A 20,021-nucleotide genomic window follows, 5' to 3' on the forward strand; every position below is an offset into this window, starting at 1 on the left:
TCGTCTCTGGGAGGAGGTACGGCAAGAGAAGCGGGGCGCGGACCTGAAAAGGGGCGCGGGAGGCTCGGCCTCCTGTGCCCCTCTTTCTTTGCCGTTTCGGAAGGCGGAACAGAAAGTCTTTGTAATTTCCCGATTTAAATGTGAACTTGCGTCGCATTGTCAGGCTGGGCAGGCCGTAGAACTTAGGGGGAATGCATGATTCCGTATGGTGGCTTCTGGTGGCGCGTGCTCGCCTACATCCTCGACGCGATCATCCTGCAGATCGCGACTTCGATCATCGGCGGCATCTTCGGTGTCGGCCTTGCGCTGCCGCTGACGGGGCTGGGCGCGGGTGAGAACGCGGCGTTCGGGATGATGATGTTCGGCATGATCGGCGCGTCGCTGGTGATCAACTGGCTCTACTTCGCGATCATGGAAAGCTCGAAGCTGCAGGCGACCGTCGGCAAGCTGGCCGTCGGCGTCGTCGTTACCGACCTGCGGGGCGAACGCCTGACTTTCGGGCGTGCGACCGGGCGCTACTTCGCCAAGATCCTGTCGAGCCTGATCCTGTGCATCGGCTACATCATGGTCGCCTTCACCGAGCGCAAGCAGGGCCTGCATGACATCGTCGCCAGCACGCTCGTCTACAAGACGCGCGATCCCAGCGTACTGTTCGACAACCGCGAGGTCTTCGCCTGATTTCCAATCCCGTCATCCCCGCGAAGGCGGGGACCCATCTGATGATCGCGCAACAGGAAGCGTCAGCAGATGGGTTCCCGCCTTCGCGGGAATGACCAATGACCAATGAGTGGTGAGGGTAGAGATCGGCTTCTAAAGTTCGCGCAGCGCCCTTGCCGGTTTCGCCCGCAGCAGCGGCAGCGTTCCGGCTAGGGCGAAGCCGAGGATCAGCAGCAGCCCGGCGGCCAGAACCGCCAGCACGCGCGGCCAGTCGGGCAGCCAGGCGAACTCGAACAGCTTGACGATCACCGCCCAGGCCATCGCGCTGCCCGCGCCCAGCGCGACGAGGGCGAGCACCACGGCGAGCAGCCCGTATTCCGCCATCTGCGCCGCGAGCAGCTGCCCGCGACTGGCGCCCAGCACGCGCAGGATCACGGTGTCGTACGTCCGGCTCGCCCGCGCCGCCGCGATAGCGCCCAGCAGCACCGCGAGCCCCGCCAGCACTGCAACCGAGGATGCCGCGAGGATCGCCGCCGACATCTGGTCGAGCAGCGCGCGGGCATCGCGCAGCAGGCTCCCCGTCTCGATCACCGAGGTCGAGGGGAAGGCGCGCACCAGCCGGGGCAGCAGGCCCGCCGTGGACGCGCCCTTGGGCACCTCGATCGTCGCGGCGAGGTTGTGCGGGGCGTCGGCCAGCGCATTGGGCGAGAACACCAGCACGTAGTTGAAGCCCAGACTGTCCCAGTCGATCCGGCGCAGCGCCGCGATGCGCGCGGTCTTCTCGACGCCCAGCACGCCCACGGTCACGTAGTCGCCGACCTTCAGGCCGATCGCCTCGGCCAGCCTCTCATCGACCGAGACAAGCGGCTCGCCCCGGTAGAACTCGGGCCACCACTGGCCGGAGGTGACGCTGCTGCCCTCGGGCACGCCGACCGAGTAGGTCAGTCCGCGCTCCCCGCGCAGCGCCCAGGCGCCATCGGGCAGGTCCTTGCTGAGGCTGGCCACGCGGGTCATCCGGTCCTTCGGCCCATAGGCAAGGATGCGGCCGCGCATGTTCGGCACCAGCTTGAGGGTGGAACCGGGGATCGTCCGCTCGACCGCGTCGGCGAAGGCATCGGCCTTGTCCTTCGGCACGTCGAGCACGAAGAAGTCGGGCGCGCGCTCGGGCACGGTGCGGCGGATGTTGGCGTCGAGGCTCGTCTGCACAGCCGCGATCAGCACGAAGGCGGAAAGTCCGAAGCCGAGCGCCGTGACCAGCGGCCCGGTCTGCGCGCCCGGGCGGTGGAGGTTCGCCAGTCCCGCGCGCAGCATCGGCCCGCGCGGTCTCGGCAGGCGGGCGGCGAGCTTGCGGATGCCGAGGCCGACGAGCGCCAGCAGGCCGAGCATCGCGGCCGAGGCCCCGAGGAAGCCCAGCGTCACCAGCGGCTGCGCGGCGTTGAGCAGCGCCAGCGCGACGATGGCGGCAAGGCCGAGGCCGACCGGCAGGGCGAGCGCCTTGCGGTCGGCCGTGAGCGGCGCCACGCGGGCACGCATCAGCGCCATCGCGGGCCAGCTGCGCGCCCGCACCAGCGGCGGCGCGGAGAATATCAGCGCGACCAGCAGGCCATAGGCCGCCGCCGTCGCGAGCGCCGCGGGGGAGACGGTGAAGCCGGGCTCGACCGGCAGCAGGCTCTGCAGCGCCGAGGCGAGGAGCGGGGTCACGAGCACGCCTGCGGCGAGCCCTGCCAGGCTGCCGACCAGGGCGGCCGCGCCGACCTGCAGGAGATAGATGCGCGCGATGTCGCCGCTGGTGGCGCCGAGCACCTTCAGGGTTGCGATCGAACTGCGCCGTGCCTCCAGATAGGACGAGACGCCGCCGCCGATGCCGATCCCGGCGATCACCAGCGCGGCAAGCCCGACCAGCACGAGAAACTCGCCCATGCGGGTGACGAAGCGCTCGGTCGAAGGCGAGGCTGCCAGCCGGGTGCGGGTGTCGAAGCCGTCGCCGAAGCGGGTCTTGAGGGCGTCGATCACCGCTTCTGGGTCGCGCGCGGGGTCGGCGAAGCGCACCCGCACGACGCTGCGGTACATGGCGCCCGGCGCCGTGAGCCCAGCACTGCCAGGGAGGGAAAGCGGGACGACGGCGGTGTCGCCCAGCGCGAAGCCCTCGCTCATCTGCTCGGGGTCGGTCGCGATGATGCCGCCCACGATCACCGGCACGCCGCCGATGGCGATACGCTGGCCCTTCCCGGCACCGAGGCGGGCAGCAGTGCCCTTGGCGATCCATGCCGTGCCGGGGGCGGGGGCGCCGACGCGGCGGCCGTCGGTCAGTTCGAGGCGGCCGTAGAGCGGCCAGTTCCCGTCCACCGCCTTGAGCGCGACGGGCGCGGTGGCGTCTCCCTTCGTGGCGATGGCCTGCATCCGTGCCCCGCGCGAAACCCGGCCGAGGCGGGCGAGCGCCGCATCCTCGTCCTTGCCGAAGGCGCGCTGCCAGACTCTCAGTTCGATGTCGCCGCCAAGGATTTCGCGTCCGCGTGTTCCCAGCTCGCGCTCGATCGAGCCGGTCAGCGTGCCGATCGCGGCGATCGCGCCGACGCCGAGGAACAGGCAGACGAGCAGCAGCCGCAGCCCCTTGAACCGGGCCGACAGGTCACGGCGGGCGAGTGTCCAGGCGGTGCGCCAGGGGAGGGTGTCAGCCAAGATGTGCGCTCGCACGTACGTCGCTTGCGATGCGCCCGTCGCCGATGGTCACCACCCGCTCGCAGCGGTGGGCGAGGCTTTCGTCGTGAGTGATGATGAGCAGGGTCGCGCCGGTCTCGGCCCGGCGGGCGAAGAGGAGGTCGATGATCGCCGCGCCGGTGGCGGCGTCGAGGTTGCCGGTCGGCTCGTCCGCAAAGACCAGCGCCGGGCGGGGAGCGAGGGCGCGGGCGATGGCGACGCGCTGCTGCTCGCCGCCGGAAAGCTGCGCGGGATAGTGCGACAGGCGATGGCCCAGCCCGACCGCCGTGAGTTCCGCTTCGGCCCGCGCGCGCGCATCGGGCATTCCCGCGAGTTCCAGCGGCGTGGCGACGTTTTCCAGCGCGGTCATCGTCGGCAGCAGGTGGAAAGCCTGAAGCACCACACCGATCCTGCCGCGCCGCGCGCGGGCAAGGGCGTCCTCGTCCATCCCCACGAAGTCCTGTCCGGCGACCTCCAGCGTGCCCGAACTGGCGCGCTCCAGCCCGCAGAGCACCGCCATCAGCGACGACTTGCCCGATCCCGAAGGACCGAGCAGCGCCAGCGTCTGGCCCCGGGGTACGGAAAGGTCGATCCCCTTGAGGATTTCGACCGCACTGTCCCCGGAACCCAGCGTCAGGCGCAGGTCGCGGGCCAGAATGGTGTCGTCGGAAGCGGGGGAAGGAGTGCCGGAAAGGGCGGAGCGGGCTTGGGCAGGGCTTGTCACCATCCCCATATGGGATAGCACCAGTGCATCCGACAAGTCGGTCCCTTCAGGAGAATGCCTTGCGCCTCGTTTCTCTCGCTCTCCTTGCCGCCTCCACCCTAGCGCTTTCCGCCTGCGATAAGGCCCCGGCGCCGCCCGTGCAGGAGAGCCGGTCGGCCGTCGATGCGCCGCCGCAGATACCGGTCATGGGGCCGGAGCGCAGGATACTCGCCTTCGGGGATTCGCTGCTGGCGGGCTACGGACTCGAGGATGGCGAAAGCTACCCCGACCGGCTCGAACAGGCCCTGCGCGCGCGCGGCGTCAACGCGCGCATCGCCAATGCCGGGGTTTCGGGCGACACCACGGCGGCGGGGCTGCAGCGGCTCGACTTCACGCTGAAAAGCCAGCCTGCGAAGCCCGAACTGGTGATCATCAGCCTCGGCGGCAACGACATGCTGCGCTCGCTGCCCCCGGCCGAGACGCGCGCGAACCTGGAGAAGATCCTCCAGCGGTTGCGGCAGGAGAAGATCGGCGTGGTGCTGCTCGGAATGCTGGCGGCGCCGAACCTGGGCAGGGACTATGCCTCGGGTTTCAACCCGATCTATCCGCAGCTGGCGGAGAAGTACGGGGCGGTGCTGGTGCCGTTCTTCCTCCAGCCGGTGATCGACAAGCCCGATCTGATGCAGGGCGATCACGTGCATCCTACGGCCATCGGCATAGACGCGATCGTTGCGGCGACGGTGGACGATGTGGCGGATGCTTTGCCGAGGAGGTGAGGTCCCCTCTTCACTTCGTCATTGCGAGCGTAGCGAAGCAATCCAAGGCGGCTCAAGACTGCCCTGGATTGCTTCGCTACGCTCGCAATGACGACCGAGTGGTCAGACCCGCCGCACCGTCCCCGCGCTGACCTCCCATACCGCCGCTTCCGCCGCGATTCCGTCGAACGGCGCGAGTTCCGTTCCCGTTAGCCAGACTTGCGCGGAGCCCGCCCGCAGCCGGTCGAACAGCGCCTCGCGGCGCAGCGGGTCGAGATGCGCGGCGACCTCGTCCAGCAGCAGCAGGCGCGGGCGGTTCTCCCCATCTGCCTCCAGCAGCTGCGAATGCGCGAGAGTGATGGCGATGAGCATCGCCTTCTGCTCGCCGGTCGAGCATTCCGCCGCCGCTTGCCCTTTGCCCGCCATCGTCACCGCCAGTTCGTCGCGGTGGGGGCCGGTGAGGGTGCGCTGGGCCGCCCGCTCGCGCGGCCGCCCGTCGCGCAGGGCGATGGCAAGCGCACCGGCCTCGACCGGGCCGCCGGGCTGGTAGGTCAGCGAAGGGCGCGCGAAAGGCGTGTCGGGAAGCCGCGCCAGCGCCGCCTCCAGCCGGGTGACGAGGCGCGCGCGGGCCGTCGCCACCAGCGCCCCGGCCTCGGCGATCTGCACCTCGATCGCGTCGAGCCAATGCGGATCGGGGGAACGTTCGTCGGAAAGCAGGCGGTTGCGCTCGCGCAGTGCCGTCTCCAGCCGCGCCGCATGGCCGGCATGGGCCGGCTCGATCGCCAGCACCAGCCGGTCGAGGAACCGCCGCCGCGCGCCCGCGCTCTCGACGAAGAGGCGGTCCATCGCCGGGGTCAGCCAGCCGATCGAGAGCCACTCGGCCAGGCTCAGGGCGGATGCCTGCGCGCCGTTCACCTGCACAAGCCGCCGCCCGGGACGCTCCGCCGCGACGCCGGTGCCGAGGCGGACGGGCTCGCTCCCTTCCCCTTGGCCGGGCATGCGCAGTGCAGCGTTCACCGCGAACCCGCCGTCGCCGTCCTGCGCGGGCACGTCCACCAGCTGCGCCCGGCGGAGGCCGCGTCCGGGCGCGAGCAGGCTGATCGCCTCCAGCACGTTGGTTTTACCGGCGCCGTTCTCGCCGACCAGCAGGTTGAACTGCGCCGTGCCTTCCACCGCGGTCTCGTGGTGGTTGCGGAAACGGGACAGGAGGATGCGGTCGAGCATGGTCGGCGCGGCCTAGAGCATTTTCAAGTCAGGTGGAAACAGCTGACGACTCGGAAAATGCGGCAGCCCTGTAAAAAGCGCGGCTCAGCGCCCTGCTCACAACGTTCAGACCGATTTTGCCTTGGCGAAAGGCGAGAAATCGAGATTGTCGTCGAACACCTCGACGCCCTCGCGCTTCTTTAGCCAGCCGACGACAACGTAAGTTACCGGCGTCAGCACCGCTTCCCACAGCACCTTCATGCCCCAGTTGGTGACCATGACGGTCAGCACCTGCTCGTGCGTCCAGGTGCCGAGGAAGGCGATGGGATAGAACAGGGCGCTGTCGGCGGCCTGTCCCACCACCGTCGAGCCGATGGTACGCATCCACAAGTGCTTGCCGCCGGTCATCAGCTTCATCTTGGCGAGGACGAAGGAATTGACGAACTCACCCGCCCAGAACGCGGTCAGCGAGGCGAGGACGATGCGCCAGGTCGAGCCGAATACCGCTTCGTAGGCGGCCTGTCCGGTCCAGCCGGAATCCGGCGGCATGGCGACGACGACGAAGCTCATGAAGGCCATGAAGATCATCGCGAAGAAGCCCGCCCAGACGCAGCGGCGGGCATTGGCATAGCCGTACACTTCGGTCAGCACGTCGCCGATGACGTAGCTGACGGGGAAGAACAGGATGCCCGCGCCGAACGTCACGCCGCCGATATTCGCCAGCTTGGACGCACCGATCAGGTTCGACAGCAGCAGGATCGCGACGAAGGCCGCCATCACGTAGTCGAAATAGCGGAAGTGCCGACGGGCGCCGGTAAGGCCGTCGATGCGTGACAAGGGGCGGGACAGAGGCGATGGAGCGTCGGTAGCGGCGGTCATTGCCTGTGCGTAACGTGGCTTTGCTGCAGCGCAAAGCACAAGTTTGCGCTGCCAGCGGTTTGCGCCGCGCGGTAACCACGCTATGGGAAATCCGGCGCGCGCCCGTAGCTCAGCTGGATAGAGCACGAGCCTTCTAAGCTTGGGGTCACAGGTTCGAACCCTGTCGGGCGCGCCATTGTCTTCGGAAATGGTCGCCCTGCTTCCCGGATTGAGTTCGAACCGTGTTCGAACGGGCGCGCGATGAAGTTTAAGCGATCATAAACCGATCGGTTGTATTCTCCCGCTCATGACCCGCACCGTTCTTCCCCGGCGATCGCAGCGACGCTCCGTCGCGCTGGCCGTTCAGTGCCGCACGCAGAGCGGTCTGCGGGATGACGGCGAGATTTCCGACATCTCGGTGGAGGGCTGCTGCCTGCGCATGCGCGGCATCTATTTCCGCGTCGGCGCGCGCCTGATCGTGCGGCCCAAGGGGATGGAAGGCATGTCGGGCGTGGTGCGCTGGGTCAGCAGCGACCTTGCCGGGGTCGAGTTTGACCGTCCGCTCTACGGCCCGGTGCTCGAGCACATCGCCGCAACGCACGGATCGCACGCCAGCGTCTGAGCGATAACGTCGCCCCGGCGAATTCTCGTTCATCCGGCCGGAAAGTTCTGGCCAAGCCGAGCGGCAGCCCCGCACTCTCTTGCGAACAGACCGGCATGCAATCGCCGGCACGCTAGGAACATTGGGTTCAGGCATCGGGAGAGAGCGCTTGGCAGCACCTGTCGGAACGGGGAGCGATGCTCCCAACCATCCGCTTGCGGTACGCATGGGCGTGATCGCGGGCGTGTCGCACAACATGGTGATCGGCACCGTCATGGGCTCGTTCGGGCTGATGCTGGCCTCGGTCGAGCAACGCCTCGGCGTCAGTGCGGAAGAGGCGGCGGCGGGCATCCCGCTGGTGCTGGTGGGCTCGTCGGTGCTCGCGCCTTTCGTGGGCGTGCTGATCGCGAAGGTTTCGCTCCGCCTGTTGTTGCTCGTCGGTGCGCTGCTGACGGTGGCGGGCTATCTCACGCTGGCATGGACGCAGAGTTATGCGCTTTACCTGCTGGCTTACGGGCTTTGCTTCGGCCCTGCGCTGAGCCTCGCCGGATCGATCGGCCCGGCGACGCTGGTGGGACGCTGGTTCAACCGCAATCGCGGGTTGGCGCTGGGTATCGTCCACTTGCCGGTGGTGATCGCGGTGGTGCCGTGGACACTGGAGCGGGCGCTTTCCGTCGTCTCGCCCAGCGTGATCTACCTGTCCATCGGCCTGATCGCGGCGGCGCTGCTGCTGCCGCTGGCGCTGCTGGCGATCGATCACCCGCCGGGGCATACCGAGACGCTGGCGCCCGAACCCGATGCGAAGCGCACCGCCGACGGATCGTTCAGCGTCGCGCAACTGCTCGCGCGGCCGCGCTTCTGGGCGATCTCGCTGGCGGCGGTGGCCAGCATGACGAGTTCGGTGCTGCTGGGCTCGCTGCTGGTTCCTATGGGGCTTTCCTGGGGCTTCACCCGGCCCGAGGCGGCGCTGCTGCAGTCGATCATGTCGCTGGTCGGGATCGCCGGCTCGATACTGTTCGGCTGGATCGCCGACCGCATCGGCGGGGCGAGGGCGCTGGCGCTCATCGGTTTCGACTGTGCAGTGCTGTGGACTCTGCTGTTGCAGCACCCGCCGTTCTGGATGGCGGCCCTGTTGATCGGCCTCATCGGCATGCACGGCGCGGGCGCGATCCCGACGCTGGGCAAGGGGCTGACCGATTCGTTCGGACAGGCGAGCTACAGCCGGGGCTTTGGGCTCAACACGCTGATCGGGCTGCCGTTCATCGCGGTCGCCGTCGTGGGAGCGGCGCGGGTCCATTCGGTCACCGGCAGTTACGACGGTGCGATCGTGGCGATAGCCGTGTTCTTTGCGGCAGCGGTCGCGCTCGGTCTTTACGCCGCGGGTGGTGCGAAAGGGCAGGAGCCGACCGCCGTACCGGCCTGACCTAACCGCGCCGCACCGTCGCCTTGAGCTGGCCCAGCACCGGATAACCGAGCCCGGCAGGGATGACGAGCCATTCGCCGTCCTCGCGCATTTCCAACTCGGGGTGGATGCGGACGACGGGGTGGGCGGCGATGTCGGCCAGCGCTTCGGTATGATCGGCGTACTGCGCAAGGCGGTCGAGATTGCGGCGGGTCGGAAAGATCACCGAAATCTCGCCCCGATCGGCCATCGCCAGAGCATCGGCGGCGCTCGCCCAGAACAGGCGCGAGTTCTCGGTGGCATCGACCGTGACGTCCACCGCGCCGGTGCCGATGTCGGCGACGAAGAAGCGCGTGTCGAAGGCCTTCTCCCACAAGGGGCACCAGTGCGCGAAGAAGGTCAGCGCCTGCGGGTCCAGTTCCCAGCCGAAGCGCTCCAGCACGGTGTCGAGCCGGCCGACCTCCAGCAGCATCGCCCGCGCTTCTGCGGCTTCGCGGGCGGTGACGGGGGCGCGGGTGGCGATCATGAGGCCCGCTTCCTCCAGCGTCTCGCGGATCGCGGCGATGCGGGCGGAGGCGATCTCCTCCGATTCGCCGGGCAGCAGGCGGCGGGCGAGTTCGCGGTCTGCGGGATCGACGCGGCCGCCGGGAAACACCGCCGCTCCGCCCGCGAAGCGCATGCCGTCCGAGCGCTGGAGCATCAGCAGTTCGGGCGGTCCGCCGTCGGCGGCGTGGCGGAACACCACCACGGTGGCGGCAGGGACGACGGCGGGGCCGTCTGTCGGCATCGGCTGGTCGGAGGGAGCGGTCTGGATCATTGCCGCCGATCTTGCCGCTGGGGAAGGGGCACGCAAGCGGAAAAGCGCCAGGCGACTCAGGTGGCAGTGTCGGCAGAATTTACAGGGCATGACGCACGCGCTGACACGTGAACCGAAGAAATGGCTGATTTTCGGGAAAAATCAGAACTGGCACAGGCCATGCTTATGAAGTATCGTACCCCGAGAGAAGCAGTCTCGATAGAGGCGGGGCCGGACAGTCTCCCGGCCCCGCCTCCCCGGGGTTCCCCATACATCCAGGCATTCGTCGTCCCAGCTTTGTCCGGGACCGGTGGCTGTCTTTAGCCCGGTGCAGGCCGCGAGGCGCCTTGACGCAGGCGCCGCTGTTCACGGCCAGCGATCCCGGATCAGGTCCGCGATGACGGGCGATGAAAAGGCCCGGGAATCGCTTCCCGAGCCTTCGTAATCCGGTGCTGTCGGCAGATCAGCCCTGCGCAGCGATCCCGCTGTCGGTCATGAGCTGGTGCAGTTCGCCGGCCTCGTACATCTCCATCATGATGTCGCTGCCGCCGAGGAACTCGCCCTTGACGTAGAGCTGGGGGATCGTCGGCCAGTCCGAATAGGACTTGATGCCCTGACGGATTTCCATGTCCTGCAGCACGTCGACGGTCTCGTAAGGCACGCCGAGGTGTTCGAGGATGGCGATCGCGCGGCTGGAGAAGCCGCACTGCGGGAACAGCGGGGTGCCCTTCATGAAGAGGACCACGTCGTTGCTCTTTACGATATCGCCGATACGGGCATTGACGTCGGACATTTCAGTAAAACCCTTGAGTAGTATGCTTGCGTCAGTTGGGGACGGCGGTGGTGAGTTGCAAGGCGTGAAGGACGCCGCCCATGCGGCCGCCCAGCGCTTCGTAGACCATCTTGTGCTGCGCGACGCGGGGGCGGCCCGTGAAGGCGGCCGAGACGACGTGCGCGGCGTAGTGGTCGTTGTCCCCGGCGAGGTCGGTGATCGTGACTTCCGCGTCCGGCAGCGCGGCGCGGATCATGGTCTCGATTTCGGTAGCGGTCATGCCCATCGGATAGTCCTCAGCCCAGGAAAGCGCGGCGCGCTTCGACCTGCTTGGCGGCCAGTGCGGCGCGCACTTCCGCTTCGGTGGTATCGACGCCGGCGGCGGTCAGGTCGCCCAGCAGCTTGCGGATGACGTCCTCGTCGCCCGCTTCCTCGAAGTCGGCCTGGACGACGGCCTTGGCATAGGCATCGGTTTCGGCCTGCGACAAGTCCATGCGTTCGGCCGCCCATTCACCGACGAGGCGGTTGCGGCGGGCCTGGATGCGGAACAGCGTGTCGGCGTCGTGAGCGAACTTCGCTTCTTCGGCGCGCTCGCGGTCCTGGAAACTCGTCATCGGACAACCTCGGGTTAAAGCGTTGTCCATGCCGATAGGGAACGCGGGGCTGCGGGGCAATCCTTGATTCGCAATAGCGACCGATGGATCGAGAGGCGAAGAATCCTCCCTGTCGCGAAGCGATGGGGAGGGGGACCGCCGCCGCAGGCGGGGGTGGAGGGGGAGAAGACCCCTCCGTCAGCCCTGCGGGCTGCCACCTCCCCATTCCTTCGGAATAGGGAGGATTTTGCGGTCAGGCCGCCAGCACCGGGCTTGCAAGGAACGGCAGCGTTTCGCGTGCCTTGCCTTCGTAGGTGGAGATCGTTTCGCCCTGCGCCATCGTCAGGCCTACTTCGTCGAGGCCGTTCAGCAGGCAGTGCTTGCGGAACGGATCGATCTCGAAGGTGTAGCGATCCTGGAACGGCGTGGTCACCGACTGCGTGTCGAGGTCGATGTCGATCGTCTCGTCCTGCGCCACTTCCATCAGGCGGTCGATCGCCTCCTGCGGCAGCGCCACGGTGAGGATGCCGTTCTTGAAGGCGTTGCCCGAGAAGATGTCCGAGAAGCTCGGCGCGATCACGCACGTCACGCCCATGTCGAGCAGCGCCCAGGCGGCGTGTTCGCGGCTGGAGCCGCAGCCGAAGTTGTCGCCCGCGATGAGGATCGGCGCGCCGGCCCAGCGCTCGTCGGTGAAGACGTTGCCGTCTTCCAGCTTGATCGATTCGAACGCGCCCTTGCCGAGACCCGTGCGGGTGATTGTCTTGAGCCAGTGCGCCGGGATGATGACGTCGGTGTCGACGTTCTTGCGGCCGAAGGGAATCGCCTTGCCGGCGACGTGGTTGATCGCCTGCATCAGTCGGTTTCCGAGGGGAAGTGCGGGGCCGTGTTGGTCTTCGGCGGCTGCGCGTCGGCCTTCTTGCGGTCGCTGCGGCGCTTCACGAAGAGCAGGGCAGCGGCGATGGCGGCCGAACCGATGGCGGCACCGGCGGCGATGGCGGCGCGGCCTGCGAGCGAGTTGTCGGAATCGTTGGACATGGGGGAGATCCTATCAGCTTAGGCCGGTTCAGTCATTGGCGCGAGGTCGCGCACGTCGGTCAGCTTGCCGGTGACGGCGGCGGCGGCGGCCATGGCGGGGCTCATCAGGTGGGTGCGCGCACCCGGACCCTGGCGGCCGGTGAAGTTGCGGTTGCTGGTGGAGGCGCAGCGCTCCCCGGCAGGCACCTTGTCGGGGTTCATGGCAAGGCAGGCCGAACAGCCCGGCTCGCGCCATTCCAGACCCGCATCGATGATGATCCTGTCCAGACCTTCGGCCTCGGCCTGCGCCTTGACCAGACCCGATCCGGGGACGACGATCGCCCACTTCACGTTGTCGGCCTTGTGGCGCCCCTTGAGCACTTCGGCGGCGGCGCGGATGTCCTCGATGCGGCTGTTGGTGCAGCTGCCGATGAAGACGTTCTGCACTTCCACGTCGGTCAACTTCGTGCCGGGCGTCAGGCCCATGTAGTCGAGGCTGTGCTTGACCGCATCGCGCTTGGAGGCGTCGGCGAAGTCCTCAGGCGCGGGGACGAAGCCGCCGATGCCGGAGGTGTCCTCGGGGCTGGTGCCCCAGGTCACGGTGGGCTGGATGTCCTCGGCGCGGATGAACACGGACTTGTCGTAAGTCGCGCCCTCGTCGGTCGCCAGGCTCTTCCACCACGCCACGGCCTTGTCCCAGTCCGCGCCCTTGGGCGCGTAGGGGCGGCCCTTGACGTAGGCGAAAGTCGTCTCGTCCGGTGCGACGAGCCCTGCGCGGGCGCCGCCCTCGATCGACATGTTCGACACGGTCAGGCGGCCTTCGACCGACATCTCGCGGAAGACGTTGCCGGTGTACTCGATCACGTAGCCGGTGCCGCCGGCAGTGCCGATGACGCCGATGACGTGCAGGATCACGTCCTTCGGGGTGACCCCGGCGCCGAGCGTGCCCTCGACGCGGACTTCGAAGGTCTTCGACTGCTTGAGCAGCAGCGTCTGGGTGGCCAGCACGTGCTCGACTTCGGACGTGCCGATGCCGAAGGCCAGCGCGCCCAGGCCGCCGTTGCAGGCGGTGTGGCTGTCGCCGCAGACGATGGTGGCGCCGGGCAGCGAGAAGCCCTGCTCGGGGCCGACGACGTGGACGATGCCCTGTTCCGGATCGGCGTCGCCGATGTAGCGGATGCCGAACGAAGGCGCGTTCTTCTCCAGCATGTCGAGCTGCTGGGCGCTCTGCGGATCGGCGATCGGCACGCGGTTGCCGTTCGCATCGCGGCGCGCGGTGGTGGGCAGGTTATGGTCAGGCACCGCGAGCGTAAGATCGGGACGGCGCACCGGGCGACCGGCGGCGCGAAGGCTCTCAAAAGCCTGCGGGCTCGTCACTTCATGGACGATGTGCCGGTCGATATAGATGAGGCAGGTGCCGTCGTCCCGTTGGTCGACGACGTGGGCGTCCCAGATCTTCTGGTAGAGGGTGCGCGGTGCGGTTGTCATGATCAGGCGCGATTAGGCCCCGCCCTTGCGAAATTCAAGTGGCAGGGCGATTCGCTGCGCCCCTCGAATGAAATTTTCATTCAATCCGAATTGACCTGACGATCGATCGTTGCTGTTGCGAGGCGCTCGCACCGCCATGTAAAACGCGCCCGGTCCTTGCGGCCGGGCGCGTTAGGGAGTGTGCGGGCCGGAATTCAGGGTTACCGGCCCGGTCGATCAGTGGTGGCGACGATCGTAACGGTCATGGCGATCGTAGCGCGAACGATAGCGGCGGTCGTCGTGGTGGCGGCGGTCATTGCGCCAGTAGTGCTTCGAAGCGCGGTGATGCTTCACGTAGCGCGGCGGGGCGTGGTGGCCACGGCGCGCATGGTCGCGCTGGTCGTGGTGGTAGGGTGCGGCCTCGGCGACGGCAGGGGCCAGCGAGGCGCCGCCGAGCAGCGCGACGAGGGCCGGGGCGATGATCTTGGTCAGCTTGTTCATGGGGGGATTCCTGTGTGGGGGGATTGTTCTGCCGGGAGGGAAACCGCGGGCTACGGCAAAGGCTGCCGGATTATTCCGCGACTTGGGGTTCCCGGTCGCCGATCAGCCGCGGCGGCGGTCGTAATCGTGGCGCTCCATCCGCAGCGAGGCGTAGACCTTGTTGACGCGGTTGCCGAGGATGCGGGTCTCCTGCGCGGAGAGGCCGCCGCGCGAATACTGGCCGTAGAGGCGCTGGATATCGACGACGTCGCGGCGCAGGCCCGTGGCTTCGCGCTGCGAGATCGTCCGGCGGGCGGCGGCGCGGTCGATATTGGCGCGCAGGCCCTGGATGTCGGAGCGAATGTCGTAGTGGCGGGCTGCCTGGACGTGGCGGTTCGGCGCGGCCTCGGCGATGCCGGGGGCGATGGCGCCCAGGCCGGTGACGGCGATCAGGGCGGGGGCGATGAACTTGGTGAACTGGCGCATGGGTCGCACTCCTTGCTGGAAACTGTTTTCGGAAGGTCGCTTCCGATGCATTCAGGATTAGGCTTGTGAAACTGAACGTCAGCTAGACGGCCCGTCGCAATGATGTGTGCAATTGTAAGAGAGTGTCGCAGCTTCAGTCGCGTCATCCCCGCCTGCGCGGGGATGACGGGATTTTGTGTGTGAAGAGAGGCGTTGGCAGTATAAGGGCAAGGCCATGTCCGCCCTTGCCGCCGTCCTGATCGTCCTTGCCTCCGCTGCCGCAATGGAGTTCGTCGCGTGGTCGAGCCACAAGTACATCATGCATGGTTTCGGCTGGGCCTGGCACCGCGACCACCACGAGCCGCACGACAGGATGCTGGAGAAGAACGACCTCTATGCCGTGTTCGGGGCGGCAATCAGCATTTCCATGTTCGCACTCGGCTCGCCGATGGTGATGGGCGCAAGTGCGTGGTGGCCGGGCACGTGGATTGGTCTCGGCGTGCTGGTCTACGGCGTGATCTATACGCTGATCCACGACGGCCTGGTCCACCAGCGCTATTTCCGGTGGGTGCCCAAGCGCGGCTATGCCAAGCGGCTGGTGCAGGCCCACAAGCTGCACCATGCGACCATCGGCAAGGAAGGCGGCGTCAGCTTCGGCTTCGTCGTCGCGCGCGATCCGGCGGTACTCAAGCGGGAACTGCGGGCGCAGCGCGAACAGGGCATCGCCGTCCTGCGCGACGCGGTGGATTGAGCTACTCCGCCCGCGTCCAGATCCACGTCCCGATCGTCGCCAGCACCGCGAGGGGGATCAGCGCCCACATCTCGCCTGCGGTGAACCATACGATCGCGACGCTCAGGCCCATGGTCGAGATCGCCGCGATCTTGCCCTTGCGGCTGATCGCCCGCCGGTCGCGCCATTCGCGCAAGTGGCGGCCGTACTTCGGGTGTTGATAGAGCCGCTCCGCCCATTCCGGGTGGCTCTTCGAGAAACACCCGGCGGCGAGAATCCAGAAGATCGTCGTCGGCAGCAGCGGCAGGAAGATGCCCAGCGTGCCGATCCCGACGAGAATTACCCCCGCCGTGATCCAGAGATATTTCCTAGCCCTGGGCATATCGCGCGGCAGTTTCCCGGATCAGCGCGATCATGTTGGGCACGCCCTGCGTCCGGTTGGACGAGAGCTGGTTGCGCAAGTCGAACGGTTCGAGCGCCGCCGCAATGTCGGTCGCGGCCACCGTCGCGGCAGGCTTGTCCTGCACCGCCGAGATCACCAGCGAGACGATGCCCTTGGTGATCGCCGCGTTGCTGTCCGCTAGGAAGTGCAGGGTGCCGTCCTCGCGCGCCATGGGATAGACCCAGACGCTGGCGGAGCAGCCGCGCACTTTGGTGGCGTCGGTCTTGAGCGCGTCGGGCATATCGTCCAGCTCGCGCCCCAGTTCGATCAGGAGGCGATAGCGTTCGTCGCCATCGAGGAATTCATACTCTTCGCGGATATCGTCCAGGTCACGCATAGACCCGGCATTTAGAGGCGGGCGCGGCGAGGGCAAGAGGATATTGCGAACATTTCGCAAAGGCCAACCGTCGTCCCGGACTTGATCCGGGACCGCTGGCGGTCTTTAGGTGAGCTTCATCGTGCAGGGTGCCCTGCCGAGAGGAGGGCTGTTCACGGCCAGCGGTCCCGGATCAAGTCCGGGACGACGAATTCGAGGAATGCCGATGACCGACACCAGCCACCCGTTCTTCTCCATGCACGAGCATGGCTTCGTCCGCGTCGCCACCTCGACCCCGCGCGTGAAGACCGCCGACGTCGCCGCCAACCGCGATGCGATCCTCGCCGAAGCGCGCCGGGCCCATGCGGCGCATGTGGACCTGCTGGTCTTCCCCGAACTCAGCCTGTCCTCCTACGCCATCGACGACCTGCACCTGCAGGGCGCGATGATCGAGGCGGTCGAGGCTGCGGTGGCGCAGATCGTCAAGGCCAGCGCCGACCTTTCGCCGGTGCTGCTGGTCGGCGCCGCGCTGGAGCGCAAGGGGCGGCTCTACAACTGCGCGCTCGTCATCGCGCAGGGCCGCCTGCTCGGCGTAGTGCCCAAGTCCTACCTGCCCAACTACCGCGAGTTCTACGAGAAGCGCTGGTTCGCGAGCGGCAAGACCGTCCGCAATTCCACGATCACCGTGAACGGGCAGGAGGTGCCGTTCGGCGTCGATCTCGTCTTCGCGTCCGAGGTGCTGAAAAACTTCCGCTTCTTCGTCGAGATTTGCGAGGACTTCTGGGCGCCGACGCCGCCGTCCTCGCTGGGCGCGATGGCGGGGGCGACGATCCTCGCCAACCTGTCCGCCTCCAACATCGTCATCGGCAAGTCGGACGAGCGCCACATGCTGTGCCGGGCCCAGTCGGCGCGCGCGATGGCGGCCTATATCTACTGCGCGGCGGGGCACGGCGAAAGCACGACCGATCTCGCATGGGACGGGCAGGGCATCGTCTACGAACTGGGCGACCTGCTGGCGGAATCGGAGCGTTTCTCGCTCGAGGCCGAACTGTGCGTGGCCGACGTGGACTGCGATCGCATCGTCATGGATCGTCTGCGCAGCCCCACCTTCAACGATGCCGCCGACGTCGCGGGCAAGCCGGAGGAAACGTTCCGCACCGTACCGTTCCGCCACGCCCCGGCCGGCGGCGACATCGGGCTGGTGCGCCCGGTCAGCCGCTTCCCGTTCGTCCCCTCGCGCGCCGACAGGCTGGACGCCGACTGCTACGAAGCGTTCAACATCCAGGTCGACGGCCTGATGCGGCGCATCGAATCGACCCATGCGAAGTCGATGGTGATCGGCATCTCGGGCGGGCTCGATTCGACCCACGCGCTGATCGTGGCGGCACGCGCCTGCGACCGGCTGGGCCTGCCGCGCAGCTTCATCCGGGGCTACACGATGCCCGGCTTCGGGACGAGCGAGGGCACCAAGTCCAACGCGTGGAAGCTGATGGACGCCGTCGGCATCACCGCGCAGGAGATCGACATCCGGCCCGCCGCGACGACGATGCTCCATGACATCGGCCATGCCTTCGCCAATGGTGAGCCGGTCTACGACGTGACGTTCGAGAACGTCCAGGCGGGGCTGCGCACCGACTATCTGTTCCGCCTCGCCAGCCAGCACGGCGGCTTCGTTGTGGGCACCGGCGACTTGTCGGAACTGGCGCTGGGCTGGTGTACTTACGGCGTAGGTGACCAGATGAGCCACTACGCGGTCAACGCGGGCGTGCCCAAGACGCTGATCCAGTACCTGATCCGCTGGTGCGCCACGACCGACCAGTTCAGCGCCTCGACCGAGGAAATCCTGCTGGCAATCCTCGCGACGGAGATTTCGCCCGAACTGGTGCCCGCCGGTGCCGACGGCGCGATCCAGAGCACCGAGGCGAAGATCGGGCCTTACGAACTCAACGACTTCTTCCTCCACCACGTCATGCGCTTCGGTCAGAAGCCGTCGAAGGTCGCGTTCCTCGCCTGGCACGCCTGGCGCGACACGGCGGCGGGGGAATGGCCGCACGCCTTCCCGGAAGCCAAGAAGAACGCCTACGAACTGCCGGTCATCCGTTCGTGGCTGGAGAAGTTCGTGGGCCGGTTCTTCGCGTTCAGCCAGTTCAAGCGCTCGGCGATTCCCAATGGCCCGAAGGTGTCCACCGCCGGAGCCCTCAGCCCACGCGGCGACTGGCGTGCGCCATCCGACGCCAGTGCGGCGGTGTGGCTGGCGGAACTGGAGAAACGGGTGCCGTAACTTCCTCCCCGGAACGGGGAGGACGCGCGCCTAACCCCGTCATCCCAGCGAAGGCTGGGACCGCTGGCCTGTTACGGCGAGCCAACGTTCAAACGCCCTGCCGAGGGTTGAGCTTTGCGCGGCCAGCGGTCCCAGCCTTCGCTGGGATGACGACGCCGTGCGTGCAGTCAGCGCACGCGGAAACGCCCGCTGGCGAGTGCGGGCCGTTACGCCAGGGGAAATCAACGCGAATACCGAGAACATCGGGTCGGCGTCGGGAGCGTCCTCACCGGGACGCGGGGTTTTGTGTTCCGTGAAGCTCTGGCGAGCGGCCGGGTAACTCACGGTGCAGCCCGGCTCGACCTGTATTCCATCGGAAAGTCCCATGTGGCCGTCGTTAGGGTTCGCATCGTTATCGGCCGAAGGCTATCCGGGATGGCCGTCCCAAGTCCTGCCGTATGTCGCAGGAACGTATGGACGGCGTTTCCGGTAGCGCAGAGACAGTCCGGGTCTTCGATGGACGCGTGGTTTGCGCGATCGCGGCTAAACCGCATCCCGGCCCACGACGCCGACCCGATACACCTCTCCGGCGTGATCATCGCCGGATCGGATGCTGGGCCATATAACCTATTTGGCGATAAATGTCAATCCCGCAGGGCGTCGATCTCGCGGGCAAGGTCCTTGCCGCGCCGTTCGTCGGTGGCGATGCGTTCCAGCACAGCGATGCGCTTGCGCATGGTCTCGACCTCGCGCTCCAGTTCGTGTTCGCGGGCGGTGTGATCGTAGCCGCCGGCCTCGCGGTCCCGCTTGTCGCCCAGCGCGCGGTAGCGCTGGGACTTGAGCCAGGTCACGCAGCCGATGGCGAAAAGAACGACTACGGCAGTCCAGAAACTCATTGCTTGGTCACCTTCACCCTATCGCCGTCGTGCGCGTCCTCGACTCGAAGCGCTTCGATCTGGAGCGCGATGTCGTGGCCGCTGCCGCCGTCGGTGATGATTCTTTCCAGCACCCGCACGCGATTTTCAAGCGTGCTGTTTTGCGCTGCGTACTGTGCGGCCTTTTCGGCGGTCGCGCCGACGGTGATCTCCAGCTTGCGCTCGAGGAAGGCCAGGCGACGCTTGTAGGCGCCCATCAGGATCGCGAAGACCGAGATGATGGTGATGAGGACGGCGCAAAGGCCGAGGAAATCGCCGGGGCTCATTGCGATGCTGCCTTCTGAAGCGGCGCGCGCAGGCTCTCTATCTGCGCGGCGGTCGTGTATCCGGTATCGGTGACGATGGTTTCGAGGCTGGCGGTGCGGCTCTCCAGCGCTTCCAGCCGGGCGCGCAGCTGCGCGTTTTCTTCAGCCAGTCGCGCTGCCGCCGCGTGATCCGCACGCTCGGTCTTGCCGCCCCATTCGTCCTCCAGCGCATAGCCGTGGCGCGCGCGGATCCAGGTGTTGAGCACCCAGCCGCCGGTACAGATGCCGACGATGACGAGGACGAAGTCCGGTCCACCCCATTGCATGGCGGTCTCCTCAGTTGATCTTGGGCTCGGCCGTGCGGGCGCTTTCGACCTCGCGCCGGTCCCGCAGCGCCTCGATCTGGAGGGCGGTGTCATAGCCGCCGTCGGTGATGATCCGCTCCAGCACCCGCACGCGCTCTTCGAGTTCGCGGCTGTGTGAGGCGTATTGCGCGGCCTTTTCGGCGGTCGCCTCGATCTGCAGTTCGGCGAGCTTGCGCTGGTGCTTGGTCCAGATCGCGAAGCCGCCCATGATGAACGGTGCGAGCGGGATCAGCACCCAGATTGCGTCTTCCATGTCGTCGTGTCC

At 67.3% G+C, this 20,021-nt stretch carries 25 protein-coding genes and 1 tRNA gene; 7 read left to right on the forward strand and 19 right to left on the reverse strand.

What is annotated here, in order from left to right:
- Positions 1-195 precede the first annotated feature (195 nt).
- Positions 196-678, forward strand: coding sequence for an RDD family protein (locus tag QRN25_RS21220; protein WP_285021230.1), 483 nt, complete (start codon positions 196-198; stop codon positions 676-678).
- 132 nt (positions 679-810) lie between these two features.
- On the opposite strand, the gene QRN25_RS21225 is transcribed toward QRN25_RS21220, so the two are convergent.
- On the reverse strand, positions 811-3,336 hold the full coding sequence (locus QRN25_RS21225; RefSeq protein WP_285021231.1) for an ABC transporter permease: 2,526 nt from the start codon (positions 3,334-3,336) through the stop codon (positions 811-813).
- Positions 3,329-4,087, reverse strand: coding sequence for an ABC transporter ATP-binding protein (locus tag QRN25_RS21230; RefSeq protein ID WP_285021291.1), 759 nt, complete (start codon positions 4,085-4,087; stop codon positions 3,329-3,331). The genes QRN25_RS21225 and QRN25_RS21230 overlap by 8 nt, the downstream gene beginning before the upstream one ends.
- A gap of 50 nt (positions 4,088-4,137) precedes the next feature.
- Here QRN25_RS21230 and QRN25_RS21235 point away from each other — a divergent pair, with 50 nt between their 5' ends.
- Positions 4,138-4,833 (forward strand): arylesterase, encoded by a 696-nt coding sequence (locus QRN25_RS21235; protein WP_285021232.1) that lies wholly within the window; start codon positions 4,138-4,140, stop codon positions 4,831-4,833.
- Between the two features lie 102 nt (positions 4,834-4,935).
- Here the strand turns inward: QRN25_RS21235 and recF are convergent, their stop codons facing one another.
- A complete protein-coding gene (gene recF / locus QRN25_RS21240; RefSeq protein WP_285021234.1) occupies positions 4,936-6,036 on the reverse strand; it encodes a DNA replication/repair protein RecF in 1,101 nt (366 codons plus the stop codon).
- Between the two features lie 105 nt (positions 6,037-6,141).
- Positions 6,142-6,894, reverse strand: coding sequence for a queuosine precursor transporter (locus tag QRN25_RS21245; protein ID WP_008832128.1), 753 nt, complete (start codon positions 6,892-6,894; stop codon positions 6,142-6,144).
- Between the two features lie 98 nt (positions 6,895-6,992).
- Here QRN25_RS21245 and QRN25_RS21250 point away from each other — a divergent pair.
- The 3 genes from QRN25_RS21250 to QRN25_RS21260 all read left to right on the forward strand — a co-directional run bounded on the left by QRN25_RS21250 (position 6,993) and on the right by QRN25_RS21260 (position 8,897).
- A tRNA-Arg gene (locus QRN25_RS21250) sits at positions 6,993-7,069 on the forward strand.
- Between the two features lie 111 nt (positions 7,070-7,180).
- Complete coding sequence (locus QRN25_RS21255) at positions 7,181-7,495, forward strand: PilZ domain-containing protein (protein ID WP_211149779.1); 315 nt, start codon at positions 7,181-7,183, stop codon at positions 7,493-7,495.
- A 148-nt stretch (positions 7,496-7,643) separates the two neighbouring features.
- Positions 7,644-8,897, forward strand: a complete 1,254-nt coding sequence (locus QRN25_RS21260; protein ID WP_271181927.1) for an MFS transporter — start codon at positions 7,644-7,646, stop codon at positions 8,895-8,897.
- 1 nt (position 8,898) lies between these two features.
- Here the strand turns inward: QRN25_RS21260 and QRN25_RS21265 are convergent, their stop codons facing one another.
- From QRN25_RS21265 to QRN25_RS21305, 9 genes are all read right to left on the reverse strand, one after another.
- Entirely contained in the window at positions 8,899-9,693 is a 795-nt protein-coding gene (locus QRN25_RS21265) for an NUDIX hydrolase (protein WP_271181926.1), read from the reverse strand.
- A 442-nt stretch (positions 9,694-10,135) separates the two neighbouring features.
- Positions 10,136-10,465 carry a Grx4 family monothiol glutaredoxin gene (gene grxD / locus QRN25_RS21270; protein ID WP_271181925.1) on the reverse strand — a complete coding sequence of 110 codons (330 nt, stop codon included), beginning with the start codon at positions 10,463-10,465 and terminating at the stop codon, positions 10,136-10,138.
- 31 nt (positions 10,466-10,496) lie between these two features.
- Positions 10,497-10,730: a BolA/IbaG family iron-sulfur metabolism protein gene (locus QRN25_RS21275; RefSeq protein ID WP_008832123.1), complete on the reverse strand. Its 234-nt coding sequence runs from the start codon at positions 10,728-10,730 to the stop codon at positions 10,497-10,499.
- 10 nt (positions 10,731-10,740) lie between these two features.
- Complete coding sequence (locus tag QRN25_RS21280; RefSeq protein WP_036529513.1) at positions 10,741-11,058, reverse strand: DUF1476 domain-containing protein; 318 nt, start codon at positions 11,056-11,058, stop codon at positions 10,741-10,743.
- 232 nt (positions 11,059-11,290) lie between these two features.
- Positions 11,291-11,890: a 3-isopropylmalate dehydratase small subunit gene (gene leuD, locus QRN25_RS21285; RefSeq protein WP_285021236.1), complete on the reverse strand. Its 600-nt coding sequence runs from the start codon at positions 11,888-11,890 to the stop codon at positions 11,291-11,293.
- Positions 11,890-12,072 carry a hypothetical protein gene (locus QRN25_RS21290; protein WP_036530245.1) on the reverse strand — a complete coding sequence of 61 codons (183 nt, stop codon included), beginning with the start codon at positions 12,070-12,072 and terminating at the stop codon, positions 11,890-11,892. The genes leuD and QRN25_RS21290 overlap by 1 nt, the downstream gene beginning before the upstream one ends.
- An 18-nt stretch (positions 12,073-12,090) precedes the next feature.
- On the reverse strand, positions 12,091-13,539 hold the full coding sequence (leuC, locus tag QRN25_RS21295) for a 3-isopropylmalate dehydratase large subunit (protein ID WP_211149784.1): 1,449 nt from the start codon (positions 13,537-13,539) through the stop codon (positions 12,091-12,093).
- Positions 13,540-13,755: 216 nt separating this feature from the next.
- Positions 13,756-14,019, reverse strand: a complete 264-nt coding sequence (locus QRN25_RS21300) for a hypothetical protein (RefSeq protein WP_008832914.1) — start codon at positions 14,017-14,019, stop codon at positions 13,756-13,758.
- Between the two features lie 102 nt (positions 14,020-14,121).
- Entirely contained in the window at positions 14,122-14,484 is a 363-nt protein-coding gene (locus tag QRN25_RS21305) for a hypothetical protein (RefSeq protein WP_285021237.1), read from the reverse strand.
- A 214-nt stretch (positions 14,485-14,698) separates the two neighbouring features.
- Here QRN25_RS21305 and QRN25_RS21310 point away from each other — a divergent pair, with 214 nt between their 5' ends.
- Positions 14,699-15,214, forward strand: a complete 516-nt coding sequence (locus QRN25_RS21310) for a sterol desaturase family protein (RefSeq protein ID WP_285021238.1) — start codon at positions 14,699-14,701, stop codon at positions 15,212-15,214.
- A 1-nt stretch (position 15,215) separates the two neighbouring features.
- Here the strand turns inward: QRN25_RS21310 and QRN25_RS21315 are convergent, their stop codons facing one another.
- Positions 15,216-15,575 carry a YbaN family protein gene (locus tag QRN25_RS21315; protein ID WP_008833376.1) on the reverse strand — a complete coding sequence of 120 codons (360 nt, stop codon included), beginning with the start codon at positions 15,573-15,575 and terminating at the stop codon, positions 15,216-15,218.
- Positions 15,562-15,972 (reverse strand): SufE family protein, encoded by a 411-nt coding sequence (locus QRN25_RS21320; RefSeq protein WP_036530240.1) that lies wholly within the window; start codon positions 15,970-15,972, stop codon positions 15,562-15,564. Before QRN25_RS21320 ends, QRN25_RS21315 begins: the two co-directional genes overlap by 14 nt.
- A gap of 199 nt (positions 15,973-16,171) precedes the next feature.
- On the opposite strand from QRN25_RS21320, the gene QRN25_RS21325 reads away from it, so the two are divergent.
- Positions 16,172-18,232, forward strand: a complete 2,061-nt coding sequence (locus QRN25_RS21325) for an NAD(+) synthase (RefSeq protein WP_502910487.1) — start codon at positions 16,172-16,174, stop codon at positions 18,230-18,232.
- Positions 18,233-18,855: 623 nt separating this feature from the next.
- On the opposite strand, the gene QRN25_RS21330 is transcribed toward QRN25_RS21325, so the two are convergent.
- From QRN25_RS21330 to QRN25_RS21345, 4 genes are read right to left on the reverse strand one after another with little or no spacing between them, the layout of a single operon-like run.
- Positions 18,856-19,107, reverse strand: a complete 252-nt coding sequence (locus QRN25_RS21330; protein WP_271181919.1) for a hypothetical protein — start codon at positions 19,105-19,107, stop codon at positions 18,856-18,858.
- A complete protein-coding gene (locus tag QRN25_RS21335; protein WP_271181918.1) occupies positions 19,104-19,412 on the reverse strand; it encodes a hypothetical protein in 309 nt (102 codons plus the stop codon). The genes QRN25_RS21330 and QRN25_RS21335 overlap by 4 nt, the downstream gene beginning before the upstream one ends.
- Entirely contained in the window at positions 19,409-19,717 is a 309-nt protein-coding gene (locus QRN25_RS21340) for a hypothetical protein (protein WP_285021241.1), read from the reverse strand. Before QRN25_RS21340 ends, QRN25_RS21335 begins: the two co-directional genes overlap by 4 nt.
- Positions 19,718-19,727: 10 nt before the next feature.
- Positions 19,728-20,009 carry a hypothetical protein gene (locus tag QRN25_RS21345; protein WP_008830687.1) on the reverse strand — a complete coding sequence of 94 codons (282 nt, stop codon included), beginning with the start codon at positions 20,007-20,009 and terminating at the stop codon, positions 19,728-19,730.
- Between the last annotated feature and the right edge of the window lie 12 nt (positions 20,010-20,021).

This window comes from Novosphingobium sp. fls2-241-R2A-195 (assembly GCF_030209485.1).
GTDB lineage: Bacteria > Pseudomonadota > Alphaproteobacteria > Sphingomonadales > Sphingomonadaceae > Novosphingobium > Novosphingobium resinovorum.

Coding starts and splice junctions, on each gene's coding strand:
- leuD (WP_285021236.1), bottom strand. CDS start 11,890: ATGCAGGCGATCAACCACGTCGCCGGCAAGGCGATTCCCTTCGGCCGC.
- QRN25_RS21280 (WP_036529513.1), bottom strand. CDS start 11,058: ATGACGAGTTTCCAGGACCGCGAGCGCGCCGAAGAAGCGAAGTTCGCT.
- QRN25_RS21220 (WP_285021230.1), top strand. CDS start 196: ATGATTCCGTATGGTGGCTTCTGGTGGCGCGTGCTCGCCTACATCCTC.
- QRN25_RS21340 (WP_285021241.1), bottom strand. CDS start 19,717: ATGCAATGGGGTGGACCGGACTTCGTCCTCGTCATCGTCGGCATCTGT.
- QRN25_RS21245 (WP_008832128.1), bottom strand. CDS start 6,894: ATGACCGCCGCTACCGACGCTCCATCGCCTCTGTCCCGCCCCTTGTCA.
- QRN25_RS21305 (WP_285021237.1), bottom strand. CDS start 14,484: ATGCGCCAGTTCACCAAGTTCATCGCCCCCGCCCTGATCGCCGTCACC.
- recF (WP_285021234.1), bottom strand. CDS start 6,036: ATGCTCGACCGCATCCTCCTGTCCCGTTTCCGCAACCACCACGAGACC.
- QRN25_RS21335 (WP_271181918.1), bottom strand. CDS start 19,412: ATGAGCCCCGGCGATTTCCTCGGCCTTTGCGCCGTCCTCATCACCATC.
- QRN25_RS21290 (WP_036530245.1), bottom strand. CDS start 12,072: ATGTCCAACGATTCCGACAACTCGCTCGCAGGCCGCGCCGCCATCGCC.
- QRN25_RS21265 (WP_271181926.1), bottom strand. CDS start 9,693: ATGATCCAGACCGCTCCCTCCGACCAGCCGATGCCGACAGACGGCCCC.
- QRN25_RS21330 (WP_271181919.1), bottom strand. CDS start 19,107: ATGAGTTTCTGGACTGCCGTAGTCGTTCTTTTCGCCATCGGCTGCGTG.
- QRN25_RS21275 (WP_008832123.1), bottom strand. CDS start 10,730: ATGGGCATGACCGCTACCGAAATCGAGACCATGATCCGCGCCGCGCTG.
- QRN25_RS21300 (WP_008832914.1), bottom strand. CDS start 14,019: ATGAACAAGCTGACCAAGATCATCGCCCCGGCCCTCGTCGCGCTGCTC.
- QRN25_RS21255 (WP_211149779.1), top strand. CDS start 7,181: ATGACCCGCACCGTTCTTCCCCGGCGATCGCAGCGACGCTCCGTCGCG.
- QRN25_RS21230 (WP_285021291.1), bottom strand. CDS start 4,087: ATGGGGATGGTGACAAGCCCTGCCCAAGCCCGCTCCGCCCTTTCCGGC.
- QRN25_RS21320 (WP_036530240.1), bottom strand. CDS start 15,972: ATGCGTGACCTGGACGATATCCGCGAAGAGTATGAATTCCTCGATGGC.
- QRN25_RS21315 (WP_008833376.1), bottom strand. CDS start 15,575: ATGCCCAGGGCTAGGAAATATCTCTGGATCACGGCGGGGGTAATTCTC.
- grxD (WP_271181925.1), bottom strand. CDS start 10,465: ATGTCCGACGTCAATGCCCGTATCGGCGATATCGTAAAGAGCAACGAC.
- QRN25_RS21325 (WP_502910487.1), top strand. CDS start 16,172: ATGCCGATGACCGACACCAGCCACCCGTTCTTCTCCATGCACGAGCAT.
- QRN25_RS21310 (WP_285021238.1), top strand. CDS start 14,699: ATGTCCGCCCTTGCCGCCGTCCTGATCGTCCTTGCCTCCGCTGCCGCA.
- QRN25_RS21345 (WP_008830687.1), bottom strand. CDS start 20,009: ATGGAAGACGCAATCTGGGTGCTGATCCCGCTCGCACCGTTCATCATG.
- leuC (WP_211149784.1), bottom strand. CDS start 13,539: ATGACAACCGCACCGCGCACCCTCTACCAGAAGATCTGGGACGCCCAC.